General features: G+C 68.4%; 15 protein-coding genes and 1 tRNA gene. 10 read left to right on the top strand and 6 right to left on the bottom strand.

Going from position 1 to position 15880, the window contains the following annotated elements:
• The first annotated feature begins 45 nt into the window (after positions 1–45).
• Complete coding sequence (locus ABZ195_RS18810) at positions 46–1467, top strand: DUF2252 domain-containing protein (protein WP_355220398.1); 1422 nt, start codon at positions 46–48, stop codon at positions 1465–1467.
• 10 nt (positions 1468–1477) lie between these two features.
• Here ABZ195_RS18810 and ABZ195_RS18805 read toward each other — a convergent pair whose 3' ends face one another.
• Together ABZ195_RS18805 and ABZ195_RS18800 are read right to left on the bottom strand one after the other, a co-directional pair.
• A complete protein-coding gene (locus ABZ195_RS18805; RefSeq protein ID WP_355220396.1) occupies positions 1478–1777 on the bottom strand; it encodes a DUF4193 domain-containing protein in 300 nt (99 codons plus the stop codon).
• Positions 1778–1918: 141 nt separating this feature from the next.
• Complete coding sequence (locus ABZ195_RS18800; protein ID WP_355220394.1) at positions 1919–3040, bottom strand: zinc-binding alcohol dehydrogenase family protein; 1122 nt, start codon at positions 3038–3040, stop codon at positions 1919–1921.
• 98 nt (positions 3041–3138) lie between these two features.
• On the opposite strand from ABZ195_RS18800, the gene ABZ195_RS18795 reads away from it, so the two are divergent.
• Positions 3139–4038, top strand: coding sequence for a LysR family transcriptional regulator (locus ABZ195_RS18795; protein ID WP_355220393.1), 900 nt, complete (start codon positions 3139–3141; stop codon positions 4036–4038).
• Position 4039: 1 nt separating this feature from the next.
• Here the strand turns inward: ABZ195_RS18795 and ABZ195_RS18790 are convergent, their stop codons facing one another.
• Together ABZ195_RS18790 and ABZ195_RS18785 are read right to left on the bottom strand one after the other, a co-directional pair.
• Positions 4040–4687: a 3'-5' exonuclease gene (locus tag ABZ195_RS18790; RefSeq protein ID WP_355220391.1), complete on the bottom strand. Its 648-nt coding sequence runs from the start codon at positions 4685–4687 to the stop codon at positions 4040–4042.
• A 7-nt stretch (positions 4688–4694) separates the two neighbouring features.
• Complete coding sequence (locus ABZ195_RS18785; RefSeq protein ID WP_355220389.1) at positions 4695–6527, bottom strand: putative nucleotidyltransferase substrate binding domain-containing protein; 1833 nt, start codon at positions 6525–6527, stop codon at positions 4695–4697.
• A 179-nt stretch (positions 6528–6706) separates the two neighbouring features.
• Between ABZ195_RS18785 and treS the strand changes: the two genes are divergently transcribed.
• Positions 6707–8938: a maltose alpha-D-glucosyltransferase gene (gene treS / locus ABZ195_RS18780; protein ID WP_355220387.1), complete on the top strand. Its 2232-nt coding sequence runs from the start codon at positions 6707–6709 to the stop codon at positions 8936–8938.
• 1 nt (position 8939) lies between these two features.
• Here treS and ABZ195_RS18775 read toward each other — a convergent pair whose 3' ends face one another.
• Positions 8940–9452 (bottom strand): hypothetical protein, encoded by a 513-nt coding sequence (locus ABZ195_RS18775; RefSeq protein WP_355220385.1) that lies wholly within the window; start codon positions 9450–9452, stop codon positions 8940–8942.
• A 30-nt stretch (positions 9453–9482) separates the two neighbouring features.
• Complete coding sequence (locus tag ABZ195_RS18770; RefSeq protein WP_355220383.1) at positions 9483–10139, bottom strand: hypothetical protein; 657 nt, start codon at positions 10137–10139, stop codon at positions 9483–9485.
• Between the two features lie 35 nt (positions 10140–10174).
• On the opposite strand from ABZ195_RS18770, the gene ABZ195_RS18765 reads away from it, so the two are divergent.
• From ABZ195_RS18765 to ABZ195_RS18735, 7 genes are all read left to right on the top strand, one after another.
• A complete protein-coding gene (locus ABZ195_RS18765) occupies positions 10175–10597 on the top strand; it encodes a hypothetical protein (protein ID WP_355220381.1) in 423 nt (140 codons plus the stop codon).
• Positions 10598–10614: 17 nt separating this feature from the next.
• Positions 10615–11103, top strand: coding sequence for a CrcB family protein (locus tag ABZ195_RS18760; protein ID WP_355220379.1), 489 nt, complete (start codon positions 10615–10617; stop codon positions 11101–11103).
• Positions 11100–11468, top strand: a complete 369-nt coding sequence (gene crcB / locus ABZ195_RS18755) for a fluoride efflux transporter CrcB (RefSeq protein WP_355220377.1) — start codon at positions 11100–11102, stop codon at positions 11466–11468. Before ABZ195_RS18760 ends, crcB begins: the two co-directional genes overlap by 4 nt.
• 68 nt (positions 11469–11536) lie before the next feature.
• Complete coding sequence (pgm, locus tag ABZ195_RS18750; RefSeq protein WP_355220375.1) at positions 11537–13171, top strand: phosphoglucomutase (alpha-D-glucose-1,6-bisphosphate-dependent); 1635 nt, start codon at positions 11537–11539, stop codon at positions 13169–13171.
• Positions 13168–14433, top strand: coding sequence for an MFS transporter (locus ABZ195_RS18745; protein WP_355220373.1), 1266 nt, complete (start codon positions 13168–13170; stop codon positions 14431–14433). Before pgm ends, ABZ195_RS18745 begins: the two co-directional genes overlap by 4 nt.
• Before the next feature lie 54 nt (positions 14434–14487).
• Positions 14488–14560: transfer RNA gene (locus ABZ195_RS18740), tRNA-Ala, on the top strand.
• A 338-nt stretch (positions 14561–14898) separates the two neighbouring features.
• Positions 14899–15880 (top strand): hypothetical protein (locus ABZ195_RS18735; protein WP_355220371.1); only part of this gene is annotated, 982 nt, incomplete at its 3' end.

Genomic DNA, 15880 nt, shown 5'->3' with positions numbered 1-15880 from the left:
GCATCTCGCCACCGGCGGTGCACGCGGGTCGTACGATCGCACCCAATGGACGGCGGGGGAGCGACCAGCGGACACACCGTCCTGGCGCAGGCGGACGGTGCCACCTACCGGTCGTTGCGCCAGCAGCCGGTGAGTAGGGCCGAGCGCTACGCCCTCGGCAAGAGCCTGCGCAAGCAGGTGCCCCGCCGCTCGCTGGCCGACTGGACCGCGCCGCCGGACCGGCCCAACCCCGTCGACCTGATCAACGAGAGTCACCGCGGCCGGGTCGACCGGCTGATCCCGATCCGGGTGGGCCGCATGGTGGCCTCGCCCTACGGATTCCTGCGTGGCACCGCGGTGGTGATGGCCGACGACGTCGCGCGGTTGCCCTCGACCGGCATCATGCCGGTCGTGTGTGGCGACTCACACCTGGGGAACTTCGGTTTCTACGCCTCCCCGGAACGCGACCTCGTCATCGACCTCAACGACTTCGACGAAGCGCATCCGGGCGGTTGGGAATGGGATCTGCGCCGGCTCGTCGCGAGCATCTGGGTCGCCGGCCGCCACAACGGCACCTCGGAGGAGCACTGTGGCGCCTCGGTGCGGTCCTGCGTCGCGGCCTATCGCCACGAGCTACGCCGGCTGGCCGACCTGCCGCTGTTCACCCGGTCGTTCGAACGCCTCGACGTGGACCGGTTGGCGGCCCAGACCAACGGACCGCTCCAGGAACAGGTGGCTCGCTCAGCCGAGCGGGCGCGGCACCGCACCGGTGACCGAGCCCTGCCCCGGTTCACCCACGAGGTCGAGGGCCAGCGCCGCATCGTCGAAGAGCCACCGCTGATCACGCGGCCCGCGGCCCGGGAAGCCGAGTTGCTCGCCGAGGCGCTCGACGCCTACCTCGACACACTCCCGTCCTACTGGCGGCGCGTGCTGGGCGGTTACACCCTCGTCGACGTCGCCCACAAGGTCGTCGGTGTCGGCAGCGTCGGCCTGCGCGCCTACGTGGCGCTGCTGGAGGGGTCCTCGTCCTCGGACGTAGTGTTCCTTCAACTCAAGCAGGCCCGACGATCGGTGCTGGCCCGCCACGTCCACGGTGACTCCGCGTGGCACGCGCATCAGGGGCAACGCGTCGTCGAATACCAACAATCGTTGCAGACCGTCAGCGATCCGCTGCTGGGCTGGACCACCATGGACGGGTTGCAGTATTACGTGCGCCAATTCCGGAACATGAAGGGCCGAATCCCGTTGGACGCAATGGACTCCGCCGCGCTGACCGACTACGCGGGGGTGGTGGGCCAACTGCTCGCCAAGGGGCACGCGCGCACCAGCGGCGCGTCGATGATCGCCGGGTACATGGGCGGTTCCAGCCGGGTGGACAAGGCGCTGTGCACGTTCGCGCGGCGGTACGCCGACCAAACGGAGGCCGACCACGCCGCGCTGGTCGCCGCGGTCGACCGGGGATTGCTCCCCGTCGAGCGCGGCGTCTAGCGAAACGAACTCAGGCGCAGTCTGCGCAGATCATCCGGTCGCCGACCTGACGGGCCAGGCGATGGCTGTGCTGGACCAGGAAGCAACTCGAACACGTAAACTCGTCGCGTTGCTTGGGCACGACCCGAACGGTGAATTCCTCACCGGAGAGGTCGGCACCCGGGAGTTCGAAGTCCTCGAGTTCCTCGCCGTCGTCGACGTCGAGTACGGCGGTCGCGGCGTCGTTGCGACGTCCGGCCAGAGCCTCGAGCGATTCGTCGGCGACGTCATCGGTTTCCTTCTGGCGTGGTGCGTCGTAATCAGTGGCCATTTTCGTCCTTTCGAGTCCAGTGCCGGCGTCACGACAACGTGGACGGTGCGCAGCTTGTTCCCGCCTCCAAACGGGATCAAACGCCCACCTTCGATTTCACCTCGACGCACGAAGACACATCAGCTGATTCTCAGCGCGGGCTCAGGTAGTCGCCTGCTCGCCGAGGTCAGTTCGAGGACACAGTACGGTCCGATCGAAGGGATTGCCGTGCGCCGCGGCGAAACACACCGCCTCATTCGCCCGGGTGAGGGGAAACACCGTCACGCGTTCGTGCGCGAGGTCCAGCACACCGCTGCGAATCATGTTGATCAGCCCGACGTTCGCCGTGCGCGGGTACATCCACTGGCCCCTCAGGGTCACCGAGTTCCGCATCAGCCACGGGTAGGGCAGGGCGAGGTCCTCGCCGCCCAACATGCCGACGCCGCCCATCAGGACGACGCGGCCGTAGGGGCGCACCGTCATCACCGCCGTCCGGGCCACTGCGGCCCCCGCGCTCGGCGGCAGCAGGTCGAGCACGACGTCGACGGGCGCGCCGGCGGCGGCCTGCATGGCGATCCGGTCGACCTCGCCGTCCCCGGTCAGTTCGACCGGGCGTACGCGGTCGCCGAAGCGCGTGACCAGATCGGCCAACACCGCGCGGTTTCGGCCGGGGCACACGACCGTGGCGGCGCCCATGGCGAGCGCGATCGCGACGCCGGCGCTGCCGAAGTTGCCCGTCGCGCCACTGACCACCACCGTCTCGCCGGCCTGTAGCTCAGCGGCCAGCAGCCCGCCGTAGGGCACCAGCAGCACCCCCAGCGCAGCCCACCGCGGCAGGTCGGCCTCGTCGACGTCGCCGAGTGCGACGGCATTCTCGGTCGGCACCCGCATCCGTTCGGCGAACGGCCCGTCATGAAAGTAACGCGACAACGCCAACCCGCCGGGGCCTGCAGAACTCCAGCCCTGAAGGGTGATGTCCGGTGTCACCGCGTCGTCGCGGGACCGGACGGTCGAGTCGCACCACACCACGTCCCCAGGCCGAAGCCGGGTGGCGTCGGGCCCGGTCCGAACCACGCGCCCGACGGCGCCCACCCCCGAGATCACCGGTGGCTCCAGCGGGTACCTTCGCTCCCCGCTGAACACCTCGGCGGCATAGGGCGGTACGCACGTCGCCAGTACCTCCACCACCACTTCACCCGTGCCCATCTCGGGCTCGGGAACCTCCCTGAGGGACAGTGCCTCCTCCGGTGTCCTTCCGAACTGCTCCAGTACGGCTGCCTTCATCATCGATCTCCCTTCCACGCCAGAGACAACCGCACCGTCCGGGCCGTCGATGCCATGCCGGGTGCGACGGTCCAGCATGGGTGGTATGACGTTGACGCATGGAACCGTCGCTGACCGGCCTGCGCGTGCTGCGCTCGACCGCCGAACGGGGCAGCTTCACCGCGGCTGCCGCGGAACTCGGCTACACCCAGTCCGCGATCTCGCGACAGATCGCCGCGCTCGAACGAGAGGCGGGTACCACGCTCTTCGAACGTCACCGCGGTGGTGTGCACCTGACGCCGGCCGGCGCCACCCTGCTGCGGCACGCGCGGGTGGTACTCGACGAGATCGCCTTGGCTACCAGGGAACTCGAGGGTACGGAGCCTGACGTCCGGTTGATTCGGGTGGGAGCGTTCATCAGCGCGGGCGCGCTCATCCTGCCCCGCGCGCTGCGAGCCCTGCGCGAGAGACGTCCCGACATTCGCGTCACCAGCCGCGACGGCACCACCCCGGCGCTGGTGCGGGCGTTGCGGGCCGGCACCGTCGACCTCGCGGTGATCTCCTCGCGCGCGCCCTACCGATCGCCCGACGCCGAACTGCCCGCACTGGTCACCGAGGTGATCGACGAGTCGGGTCTGGTGCTGGCCGCGCCGACGGCAGGGCCCTTCGCGGGCCGACTCTCGGTGAGAGTCGACGAACTCGCCGACGTCGACTGGATCGCCAGCCCGTCGACCGGCGGCGAGGCCCTGCTGGGGGTGTGGCCGGGGCTGGCGGGCCGCCCGCGCGTCGCCCACACCGCACGAGACTGGCTGACCAAGTTGCGACTCGTCGCCGCGGGCTGCGGTGTGACGACGGTACCGCCGCGGATGGCCGAGGTGCTGCCCGACGGCGTCCGGCTCATTCGCGTCGAGGACGGCCCCGAGGAGCGTCGCCGGACACTGGTCGCGCGGCTGCCGGGGCGGCCCTCACCGGAGGTGATCGCCGTCGTCGACGCATTGCGTGGCGGGTATCCGAGCTGAGTTAGCTTGGGGCCTCGGACATCTCGAGCAGCGCCGCCGTGGTCAGGGTGCGATCGCGGTCGAGCTGACTGGCCAGGGCGATGAACAAGCTCGCGGTGGTCACGGCGTCACCCAGGGCATGGTGGGGGGAGTGCACGGGCAGGCCGAGCGCGTTGGTGGCGTACTCCAGCGAGATCGACTGTCCACGTTCGAGTTTCACGTCGAGGACGAGCGCGGCGAGTGCGGCGGTGTCGACGATCGAACTGGTGAACGGCAGATACGACTGACGAAAGGCCCTCCGCAGGAACGATCGCTCCACCCAGGCGCAGTGCGCCACCATCGGATGGTCGCCGATCAACCCGTCGAGGGTGGTCACGCAGTCCAGCAGTGGCGGAGCGTCCTCGAGGTCCTGGGTGCGCAGTCCGTGGAACTTCACCGAGCTCCCCGGTACGTCGCGGGGAACGTGAACCAGGCCGTACACCGACTCCGACGTCTTGACCCGACCGTCGCGAACGATGACCGCGCCGTAGGACACGATTTGATCGTGGCGCGGGTCCAAGCCGGTGGTCTCCAGGTCGACCACCACGAAGGTGTCGGTGCGCCAGTCGACGTCGGCCGGCGTCGCACGCCGCGGCCGGCGCGGGAGAACCCGGCGGGTCCAGCCGGTCACCGCTGCCTCACAACCCCTCGTATCCGAACCACTTGCGGCTCAATCGGTCCTGAATTCCGCTGATCGTCCGGAAGGCACTGCGGAGGTGGCGTCGCTCGAGGGGGTCGAGCGTCGCGGGGTCGATGGCCGAGGCCACCGGACGGCCCGCCTTGATCGCGGTGATCTGGCTGTCGAAGACCAGGTGGTAGAAGAGGCTGAACGCCCCCGAGAGGGCCTCGGCCTCGTCGGTGGTCAGCAATCCGCTGCGCCGGGCCCGGTCCAGACGCTGCGGCGTGGAACCCGTTGGGTCGCCGGTGCGTTGGGCAAGCGCGCGGGCCAACGACGCCACCGGACGGAGGCCGGCCTTCTTCAGGTTGAGATGGTTCTTCTGCTCACCGAAGTGCTCGACGACGAAACCCCGCACGAAGCCACTCGGCGGGCGATCGTGCATGGAGAAGCGACTCAGCGACCGGGTGAACGCGTCACGTCCGACGCCGCCGACCAGGGCGGCGCGCAGGGGCTGGATCAGCACCGGACGCGTGATGGGGCGGGCGTCGAGCACGGTGGAGGCCATCAGCAGATAGTCGACGTCGTCCGGATTGGCCCGCCAGTGGTCGGCGATCTCGCGCCACTGTCGCGTGGACCTGTTGAACAGTGGCGCCGAGGCGTTGAGGCCCTGCGGACACGGGGCCAGGCCGCACCGGCCCAGCGCGTCGACCAGAGGGGCCGTGGCCGCGGCGACCTCCTCGCGCGTCGGCGTGGGGCCGCCAGGGTCCTTGACCGCCCACGCCAGGGCGGTGTCGACGTCGGAGTTCGGCAGCGGCTCACGCCGGCCCAGGGACCCCATGAGCATCCACGCACAGTCCAGGTCCACGAACGGGGAAGTCGCAGTGTGCAATTCGACGACCTTGCGGAAGATCGCCTCGATCATCGCCGACAGCAGGGCGCCGAGGTGCTCGACGGGCAGGCCGGCGTCCCACAGTTCGACCGTCGTCGGAGTCAGCAGCCGGCACGCGTCGACGAGTTCGTCCATCGTGTCCGCTGCCGCGACGGCCGAGCGGATCACCAGGGGGTTGCGCACCTCGGCAGCCGCCATGTCGACCACTCGGACGATGCCGACCGCGGTGCCGAGGGCGTCGACCACGACGAGGTGGTGGATGTCGTGCTCGACCATGAACAGGTACGCGGTGCTGACGGTTCGGTCGGTGCTCATCGCGATCGCCGGCATGCTCGCGATCGCGGAGATGGGCGCGTCGACGCCGACCTCGCCGGTGGCGACCCGGCGACGAAAGTCGTCGTCGGTGACGATCCCGATCCGGCCGTCGCTGCGGAACAGTGCGCACGACCGGCCCGCGGCCGTCATCGACTCCGCGACGCTGCGAATCGTGTCATGGGCCTCGCACCACGTGATCGGATGGGCGACGTCGCCGATCGGCCGCTCCAGCCGGGCGAACGACTCGCCGGAGCTGAAGAGTCGCTCCCTGGCGACCAATCCGCCGTAGTGGGCGAACCGCAGGCGGTCGGGGTGTGCGAGCAGCGTGCGGGGGTCGGGCAGGCGGTAGCACAGGGTGTCCTCGAGGGCGCGGACCTGCAGCGGTGGCGGCAACCCGGAGAGCACGGAGATGTGGCCGAAGGTCTCACCGGCACCGAGCACGTCGGTGCTGCGACCGCGGTCGATGATCTCGACCGCGCCCACCCTGACGACGTACAGACAGTCCAGCGGAGCCGCGTCGGCCTCGACGATCACGGTGCCCGCCGTGAAGTATTCGACGTCGACGGCGCCGGCCAGTCGGTGCAGGTCGTCGTCGTCGAGGCGGTCATACGGTGACTGCTCGCCGAGGAAGTCGAGGAACTCCTTCACCGACCGATCGTTGCACGGCACGGCGGTGGGGGCGCCTCGGTCCGTCTGTCGGCCTAGATTGGTGGGGCAGGAGTTTCAAGATTGCTTCAACGGCTATACCGCCCCCGGGGTGGGCCGTGGGTGCGCGCCGCGAAAGACCAGGCAGGGCATACGAGTGGGACCAGACTGTGAGGATGTAGATGACGGACACGGTGAGCGACGATCAGACGCACGAGCCCTCTGACATCACCTACGCCGAACATCTGCACCCGGCCCGGCCGCGGACACTGCGCTTCCGCCCGCGGGTGAAGGCCCCGTTCGCCCGTCGGTCCCTGGCTCAGGACGGGTCGGCGACCGCCGACAACCCGGCTTACGTGTCTTGGCTGTTGTCGCAGTCGATGCTGGCCGACGCCAACGAGATCAGCCAGCAGTTCTCCGGACAGGGCTCGATGTGGCAGAACCCGTTCGCCAACCCCGACCCCCGGGCCGCGGTCACCGCGGCGTCGGTCTGGTTCACGGCCTATCCGCTGTCGCTGATCACCCGGCCAGACGAGTCCTTCCTGACGGCGATGGCCGACGAGGAGATGTGGAAGGCCTTCGCCGAGATCGGCATCGAGGGCATCCACACCGGCCCGGTGAAGCGGGCGGGCGGCATCTCGGGCTGGGAGTACACCTCCAGCGTCGACGGTCACTTCGACCGGATCAGCACCCAGATCGACCCCGCCTTCGGCACCGAAGACGAGTTCCGCAAGATGTGCGCCACCGCGAATTGGTACGGCGGCACCATCATCGACGACGTCGTCCCCGGTCACACCGGCAAGGGCGCCGACTTCCGGCTCGCGGAGATGAAGTACGCGGACTACCCCGGCATCTACCACATGGTGGAGATCGACCGCAGGGACTGGCACGAGCTGCCGGAGACTCCCGAGGGCGTGGACTCGGTCAACATCGACGCCGCCACCGAGGAGTGGCTCGACAAGGCCGGCTACATCATCGGCAAGCTGCAGCGGGTGATCTTCTACGCCGAGGGCGTCAAGGAGACCAACTGGAGCGTCACCCGACCGGTTCTCGGCGTCGACGGCGTCGAGCGGCGCTGGGTGTACCTGCACTACTTCAAGGACGGCCAGCCCTCCATCAACTGGCTCGACCCCACCTTCGCCGGCATGCGGATGGTGATGGGCGACGCCCTGCACTCGCTGACCGACCTCGGCACCGGCGCCCTGCGACTGGATGCCAACGGCTTCCTCGGGGTGGAGAAGAGTGCCGCCGAGGGCAGCCCGGCGTGGTCGGAGGGCCACCCGCTGTCGGAGGCCGCGAACCATCTGATCGCCAGCATGGTCCGCAAGGTCGGCGGGTTCACCTTCCAGGAGCTGAACCTGACCATCGACGACATCCGCGAGACCGGGGAGGCCGGCGCGGACCTCTCCTACGACTTCATCAACCGGCCCGCCTATCAGCACGCGCTGGCCACCGGTGACACCGAGTTCCTCCGGCTGACGCTTCGCACGTGCATCGAGTTGGGCGTCGACCCGGCGTCCCTGGTGCACGCCCTGCAGAACCACGACGAGCTGACCTATGAGCTCGTGCACTGGTCGACCGGGCACCGCGACGACGTCTACACCTATCGCGGTGAGGAGGTCACCGGTGAGGAACTCGGCGAATCGGTCCGCCAGGAGATGCTCGCGCAGCTCACCGGTGACGACGCGCCGTACAACCAGGTGTTCACGACCAACGGCATCGCGTCGACCACCGCGACGGTCGTCGCCGCGTCGCTGGGCGTCACCGATCTCGACGAGATCGACGACGTCGACCCGATTCGGCGCGCCCACCTGCTGCTGGCGATGTTCAACGCGCTGCAGCCGGGGGTGTTCGCCCTGTCGGGCTGGGACATGTGCGGCATGTTGACCCTGCCCCCCGGTGAGGTCGCCGAGTTGCTTCGGGGTGGTGACACCCGGTGGATCCACCGCGCCGGACACGATCTGATGGGCGTCAACCCGGGGGCGACGCGGTCGATGGCGGGGATGCCGCGCGGCCGCAGTCTCTACGGCTCGATTCCCGAGCAACTCGCCGACGAGACCAGCTTTCTGCGACAGTTGCAGGCGATCCTCAAGGTGCGCTCGCACTACGGCATCGCGACCAGCCGTCAGGTCGACATCCCGGAGGTGTCGCAGAAGGGCATGCTCGTGATGGTCCACGAACTCGAGGACGGCCAGCATCAGCTGACCATTCTGAACTTCGCGAACGAGGACATCGCGGGCAGCGTGCGGTCCAAGCACCTGCCGCCGGGCAGTCACGTGATGGACATGTTCACCGGCAAGACGGTCGGCACGGTCGACGACTTGCACAGCTTCGCCGTGGAGATGCCTCGTCACCACGGCATGTCGCTGCTCGTCGAGAGCGTTCCCGACGAGGACGAGCCCGAAGCGCAGTAGGTCAGCGCCGGGCCGGCGCCGTCAGGGTGCGGCCGTCGGCGGCCTCGAGCATGCAGATCACGGTGCTGGGATCGGGGTTGGACGAGGTGCGGTTCTGGTTGGAGTCCACCAGGTAGGTGATGGTGAACGTGCCGCTGTCGACCGGCTCTCCGGTGTAGGCGGTGAAGCCGTCGTCGCACTTGGCGGTCGCCACGTCGGCTACGGCGGTGTCGACCGCCAGGGGTGCCCGCCGGAACACCTCCGCCCGATGGGGCGACGTGCAGTCGACGACCGCGACGCCGATCACGGTCGGGTCGACCGGTGGCGGGCCGGCCAGGCAGTCCCCGGGTGCGAGGTCGAACCAGTTCACGGTGCGCGCGACCGGGGCGTCGACGGCGGGTGCGTCGGTAGTGGTCCCCGAGGCGGTCGTGGGTTCCGCGGATGCGGGCGCCGTCGACTGCCCGGCGTTTGGGGTGCACGCCGCGACCAGCAGCGCGCCCGCGACCGCGACGAGGAACCAGCGTCGACCCGTCACGTTCGCCTCCTCGCGCTCTCCGCGCTGAGGTTACGGAACCTCGGCGTCGCTCGTCACGCGGATGCCGCAGGCAGCTGCGAATCGTCGGGGCGTGTAACCGTCCGCGGAGTTCATGTCGCAGCGTCCGAACGGGGGCGCCCCGTCGGGAAGCGCCGTCCCCGCGCCAAGGCCGGTGCCGTAACCCCGCCCGTCGGTGTACTGGTGGGCGACCTTGCCGGGGTAGTCGGGGTTGGTGCCGTAGGCGGCCACCACCAGGCGGATGCCGTCGGGTTTGACACGCCACAACCGATTCAGATCGCCGACGTTGCCGTATCCGATGACCCGACGTCGGTCGCCCAACCAGTCCGCCACCGCCCAGTAGGCCCGGTTGACGCCGTCGGACTGGTCACCGCTGATCTGGCCACCCCAACTCTCGACGTCGATCATCACCGCCATCCGCGGGTGCGGATCACCCACCATGTCCTTGAGCACCTCGACGGTGCAACGCCAATTGGGCCGCCAGACGAAGTAGACGATGAAGAACTCCAATTCGCCTGCATCGCAACGGCTTCGGCACCACGGGTAGTTGACGGGCCAATTGCGGTCGCGATGGTCGCCGTCGTTGGAGCGGATGCACAGGACCGGGTGCGGATAGCGGTCGTCGACGGGCGCCTGCCACTCGGAGACGTCGGCGTAGAGAGTATCCACCCCTCAACCCTTCCATCCCGCCGTAGGCTGCCGACGTGGACGCGGGCACCAGGTGGGCGATCGCCGCGGTGTTCGTGTGGCTGGGCATGGTGTTGGCGATCTCCTTCGTCGAGGCGCCGCTGAAGTTCCGCGCCCCCGGCGTGACGCTGAAGGTGGGACTCGGCATCGGGCGGTTGGTGTTTCGCGCGCTGAACGTCTTCGAGTACGTCTTCGCGGTGGTGATCTCGGCGGCACTGTTCACCCACGAGACGCCGACTGTGCTCAACGTCGCGCTGTGCGTGGCGGTGGGTGCGTTGCTCACCCAGACCATCGTCGTGCGTCCGTTGCTGTCGCGTCGCACCTCGGCGGTCCTGGAGGGGGACGAGGGCCGACGGTCGAAGGCGCACCTGGCCTACGTGGGCCTCGAGGTGTTCAAGGTGGTCGCCCTGGTGTGGGCCGGCGTGGTGCTGATCGACTAACCGGTACAGTCCCGCCAATGGCTGACGCCGACGCCGACTCGCATGCGGAGCTGCCGTCGGATCCCGACGTCGCCGCGCGCACCAGCCTCCCCCTGCACCTGCGCCCGTCGTCGTTGGCGTGGGTGTTCGCCGGCGGCGTCCTGGGCACCGCGCTCCGGTACTGCGCCGAGGTGCGCTTCCCGCACGACGGCGGCGGATGGCCGTGGGCCACCTTCGTCGTCAACCTCCTCGGCGCGTTCGTCCTCGGTGCGTTGCTGGAGGCACTGGCCCGCCTCGGTGACGACTCGGGATGGCGGCTGCGGGCCCGCCTCTTCGCCGGCACCGGGGGGTGTGGCGCCTTCACCACCTACAGCACGTTCGCGTTGGAGTCGGTCACGTTGGCCCGCGCCGACCACGTGGGCACCGCCGTGGGGTACGGGCTCGGCAGCGTCGTCGGTGGCGTCCTGACGGCGTGGCTCGGCATCGTGGCGGCCTCGGCCGTGCACCGGCGACGGGTCGTGTCGTGATCGTCGCGCTGACGCTGCTCGCCGGGGCGGCCGGAGCCGTGGCACGGTTCGTGCTCGACTCGGCGGTGAAGCGCCGGTGGCGGACGACGTTCCCCTGGGCGACGGTGACCATCAACCTCACCGGGTCGTTCGTGCTGGGGTTGCTCGCCGGATTGGTGATCTTCGACGGTCAGCCGACGGCGTGGCAGACCGTGCTGGGCACCGGATTCTGCGGCGGCTACACGACTTTCAGCACCGCGAGCTTCGAGACCGTCCGGCTGGTCCAGCAGGGTCGGCGGGGCGTGGCCCTGGCGAACGCGCTCGGTTCGTTGGTGGGGTCGGTCGCGGCGTGTGCCGCCGGCCTGGCCCTGGCGTGGGCACTCTAGGGCGACGCCGAGGCGAATTCTTCGCGAGGCGCAGGTGCGCGGCCTGCCGGAGGGGCAGAATCACCGTCATGGCTGCCAACCCCCGTGCCGGACAACCGGCGCTTCCCGAAGACCTCATCGACGTGGCCCAGGTGGTCACCGCCTACTACAGCCTGGTGCCCGACCCGGAGAACGTCGACCAGCAGGTCGCGTTCGGCACGTCGGGGCACCGCGGGTCCAGCCTCGACGCCGCATTCAACGAGGCGCACATCCTGGCCACCACGCAGGCCATCGTCGAGTACCGCGCGTCGCAGGGCACCACCGGACCGCTGTTCATCGGCCGCGACACCCACGCGCTGTCCGAGCCGGCCTGGGTGTCCGCGCTGGAGGTGCTGGCCGCCAACGACGTCGTGGCGATGATCGACGGCGCCGACCGGTACACCCCGACCCCGGCCGTCAGCCACGCCATCCTGCAATTCAACCGCGGTCGCGACAGCGACCTGTCCGACGGGATCGTCGTCACCCCGTCGCACAACCCGCCGCGCGACGGCGGGTTCAAGTACAACCCGCCGAACGGCGGACCGGCCGACACCGACGCGACGGGCGTAATCGCCAAGCGCGCCAACGAAATCCTGCGCGGCGGTCTCGCGGAGGTGAAGCGGGTCCCGCTCGCGCGCGCACTGCAGACCGCCGAGCGGCACGACTACCTCAACGCCTACATCGACGACCTGCCGAACATCGTCGACGTCCACGCCATCCGCGCGGAGGAGATCAGGATCGGTGCTGACCCGCTGGGCGGTGCGAGCGTCGACTACTGGGGGGCAATCGCCGAGCGGCACGAGCTCAACCTGGTCGTCGTCAACCCGATCGTCGACGCCACCTTTGGGTTCATGACGCTCGACACCGACGGCAAGATCCGGATGGACTGCAGCTCACCGAATGCGATGGCCAGTCTCTTGGGCAAGATCGGCGAGTACCAAATCGCCACCGGCAACGACACCGATTCCGACCGGCACGGCATCGTCACCCCCGACGGCGGCCTGATGAACCCCAACCACTACCTGGCCGTCGCCATCGACTACCTGTACTCGCACCGACCGAACTGGCCCGGCTCCACCGCCGTCGGCAAGACCGCGGTGAGCAGCTCGATCATCGACCGGGTGGTCGACGGTCTCGGTCGCAAGCTGGTCGAGGTGCCCGTTGGGTTCAAGTGGTTCGTCGACGGGTTGATCGGCGGCACGATCGGATTCGGTGGCGAGGAGAGTGCGGGAGCGTCGTTCCTGCGCAACGACGGGTCGGTGTGGACCACCGACAAGGACGGCATCATCCTGGCGCTGCTGGCCTCGGAGATCTTGGCGGTCACCGGTTCCACGCCGTCGCAGCGCTACGCCGAGCTCGCCGAGAAGTACGGTGCGCCGACCTATGCCCGCGTCGACGCGCCGGCCAACCGCGAGCAGAAGGCGCGGCTGGCCAAGTTGTCGCCGGAGCAGGTGAGCGCGACCGAGTTGGCGGGGGAGAAGATCACCGCGAAGCTGACGACCGCACCGGGCAACGGCGCGCCGCTGGGCGGGCTGAAGGTCACCACCGAGAACGCGTGGTTCGCGGCACGGCCGTCGGGCACCGAGGACGTCTACAAGATCTACGCCGAGTCGTTCAAGGGACCGGAGCATCTGGCCGAGGTGCAGAACGCGGCCCGCGAGGTGGTGAATACAGTCATAGGGTGAGATCCGACGCGGAGGCAGACTGTCAGACTCCGGTAAAGGAGAAGCTACCCAGCGAGGTCTGGGTGCTGATCTTCTGCAACGCGATCGTCGCCCTCGGGTACGGAGTCGTGGCCCCGGTGCTTCCGCAGTACGCACGCAACTTCGGGGTCAGCATCAGCGCGGCGACGTTCGTCATCACCGCGTTCGCCTTGATGCGGCTGGTGGGTGCCCCGCCCGCGGGCCTGCTGGTGCAGCGGCTGGGGGAGCGTCGGGTCTACGTCTCGGGACTGCTGATCGTCGCGCTGTCCACAGGGGCGTGTGCGTTCGCCCAAACCTATTGGCAGCTGCTGGCCTTTCGTTCGCTGGGCGGCCTGGGTTCGGCGATGTTCACGGTGTCCTCGTTGGGCTTGATGATCCGGATCTCCCCGGCCAATGCGCGCGGCCGGGTGTCGGGCATGTTCACCTCGGCATTCCTCGTCGGCTCGGTCGGCGGGCCCGTGCTCGGCAGCCTGACCGTCGGTCTCGGATTGTCGATGCCGTTCGTCATCTACGGCGTGGCGCTGCTCGTCGCGGCAGGCGTCGTCCTGGTGGTGCTGCGCACGTCCTCACTGGCGGCGCCGGACGAGCAGACCGAGACGGCGCTCAGCGTCCGTGCCGCCCTGCGTAATCCGGCCTACCGGGCCGCCCTGGCGTCGAACTTCGCGACCGGCTGGTCGGCGTTCGGGCTGCGCGTGGCGCTGGTACCGCTGTTCGTCGTCGAGGTGCTGCACCGCGGCGCCGGCGTCGCCGGGCTGGCCCTGGCGACCTTCGCGATTGGCAACGTGTCGGTGGTGATCCTGAGCGGGTACCTGTCGGACCGGGTGGGACGACGCCTCCCGCTTCTGGTCGGGCTGCCGGTGGCGGCGGTGACGACCGTGTTGGTGGGCTTCACGACGTCGCTGCCGCTGTTCCTGGCTGCGGCGTACGTGACGGGTGCGGCGACGGGCATCTTCATCTCCCCGCAGCAGGCGGCGGTCGCCGACATCGTGGGCAGCAAGGCCCGGGGCGGGACGGCGGTGGCGACGTTCCAGATGACCTCGGATCTCGGGGCCATCCTGGGCTCCTTGGCGGTGGGGCAGATCGCCCAGTACATGTCCTACGGGTCGGCGTTCGCCGTCAGCGGTGCGATCCTGCTGGCCGCGGCGGTGTTCTGGTTCTTCGCCCCGGAGACTCGTCCGCGCGCCGGTGCCGGGCACACCGAGGCGCGGCCCTTGGGTCCGGAGGCCTCCGAGGAGGGGCTGTGAGGTGGTGTTTTGAACCCCGAGCGTTGATTGGTGTACCGTCGACCAGCACGACGAGGGGCTATGGCGCAGTTGGTAGCGCACCACACTGGCAGTGTGGGGGTCAGGGGTTCGAATCCCCTTAGCTCCACCCTTTTGAATAGGCGATTTGCCGCTTTTATGGCTCGGCCGCAGCCATCGACCATCGGTCTGACGACAGTTTTGACGACAGTCATCGTTCGAACATCGTCACCACATTCGAACAGCGAGCGATCGACGACACCGCTCTACCTTGAGGCGAAATGCAAGATCGCCAGCTGCCATGGATCGGGTAGCTCGTTGTCGAATGCCGGTTTACGACGATGCGCCCAGTAATCTGTCACGCATCTCAGCGGTGCCTGACCTAATGAGGATTTGGGTATTGCCGTGTCTGCCTGGCTCCCTATGGTCGCTGACAATATCGAGCAGAGACCTTGGTAATGGAGCGCGATGGGCATCGAGCACAATGACGAGAGCGACCCGGCAGAACTGGAGAAGCGGTTTCCCACCCGGGCGTGGTTCATACCGTTGGAAGACCCACTGAGCTTGCCTCAGGGCTACATCGTGCAGTGCCCGAAAATGCGCTCGGTTCTTGATCCGATGTGGTCGGACAAAGAGCTTCACCCCAATTTTCGCGAGTGCGAGACGATGATCTCGCTAAAGATCTGGCAGCTCGAAACCGGCCTGGCAGCGGTGCAAGAGCGCACCGGCGTCGCGCTTGACGCATGCCGACGGGCGTTCCCGTCCTACTTCGAGGCTCAGGCCCCTCCATCCGATGGGGTCGATTGGCCAGCGATCAACATGCCGGCGACAGTCGTCGAGGCTACGGTCTCCGTCTATCGGGATGGTGTCACGGATGAGTTATACGGGTCGTTGATGAATGACGTCATCGATGAAATTCGGCGTGTTCAGAGGGTGGCTAGCTATGTGTCTGGGCTGCCGGTTCGGCCGGTAAGTCTGGAAGCCCTACCGCCGTACATCCCGACGGCTACGGGGTCGGTTGGCGAATCAGGCTTTCGTGCCGATGGCGATGTTGGCGTGTACCTGCTGCCCCAGAACGTCGTCAAGTTGCCCGCCCGTCGCGACTTCAGTGGCATCGAGATGCAGTCGTTCGAGTCGTTCCTTTACCGCTCGGATGCGGTCTTCAGCGGGTTCCTGGCCTCACAGAGTGAAGCGCGGGCTGCGCTTCTACACCGAGGAGATGCACGATCGAGCGTCCTGGCTAGCGCAACTGCGTGCGAGGCCTTCCTAGACGACTTCCTCAAACACCTGCTCTGGGAGCAGCTGGCTACACCGGAAGAATGCTTGCCCATGTTTGTTGAAGGCAAGGCCCTTTCGGGTCAAGTCCATGGACGTGGTGTACGACGTCGTCGTGTGATTCTTCGAGTTGATCGTTCAGGCGGGCAGTGCCGCGGGGGTTTCCTCCTGTTCT

The organism is Mycobacterium sp. NPDC006124, from assembly GCF_040614235.1.
GTDB lineage: Bacteria > Actinomycetota > Actinomycetes > Mycobacteriales > Mycobacteriaceae > Mycobacterium.
This window is presented reverse-complemented; position numbering and strand designations above follow the sequence as displayed.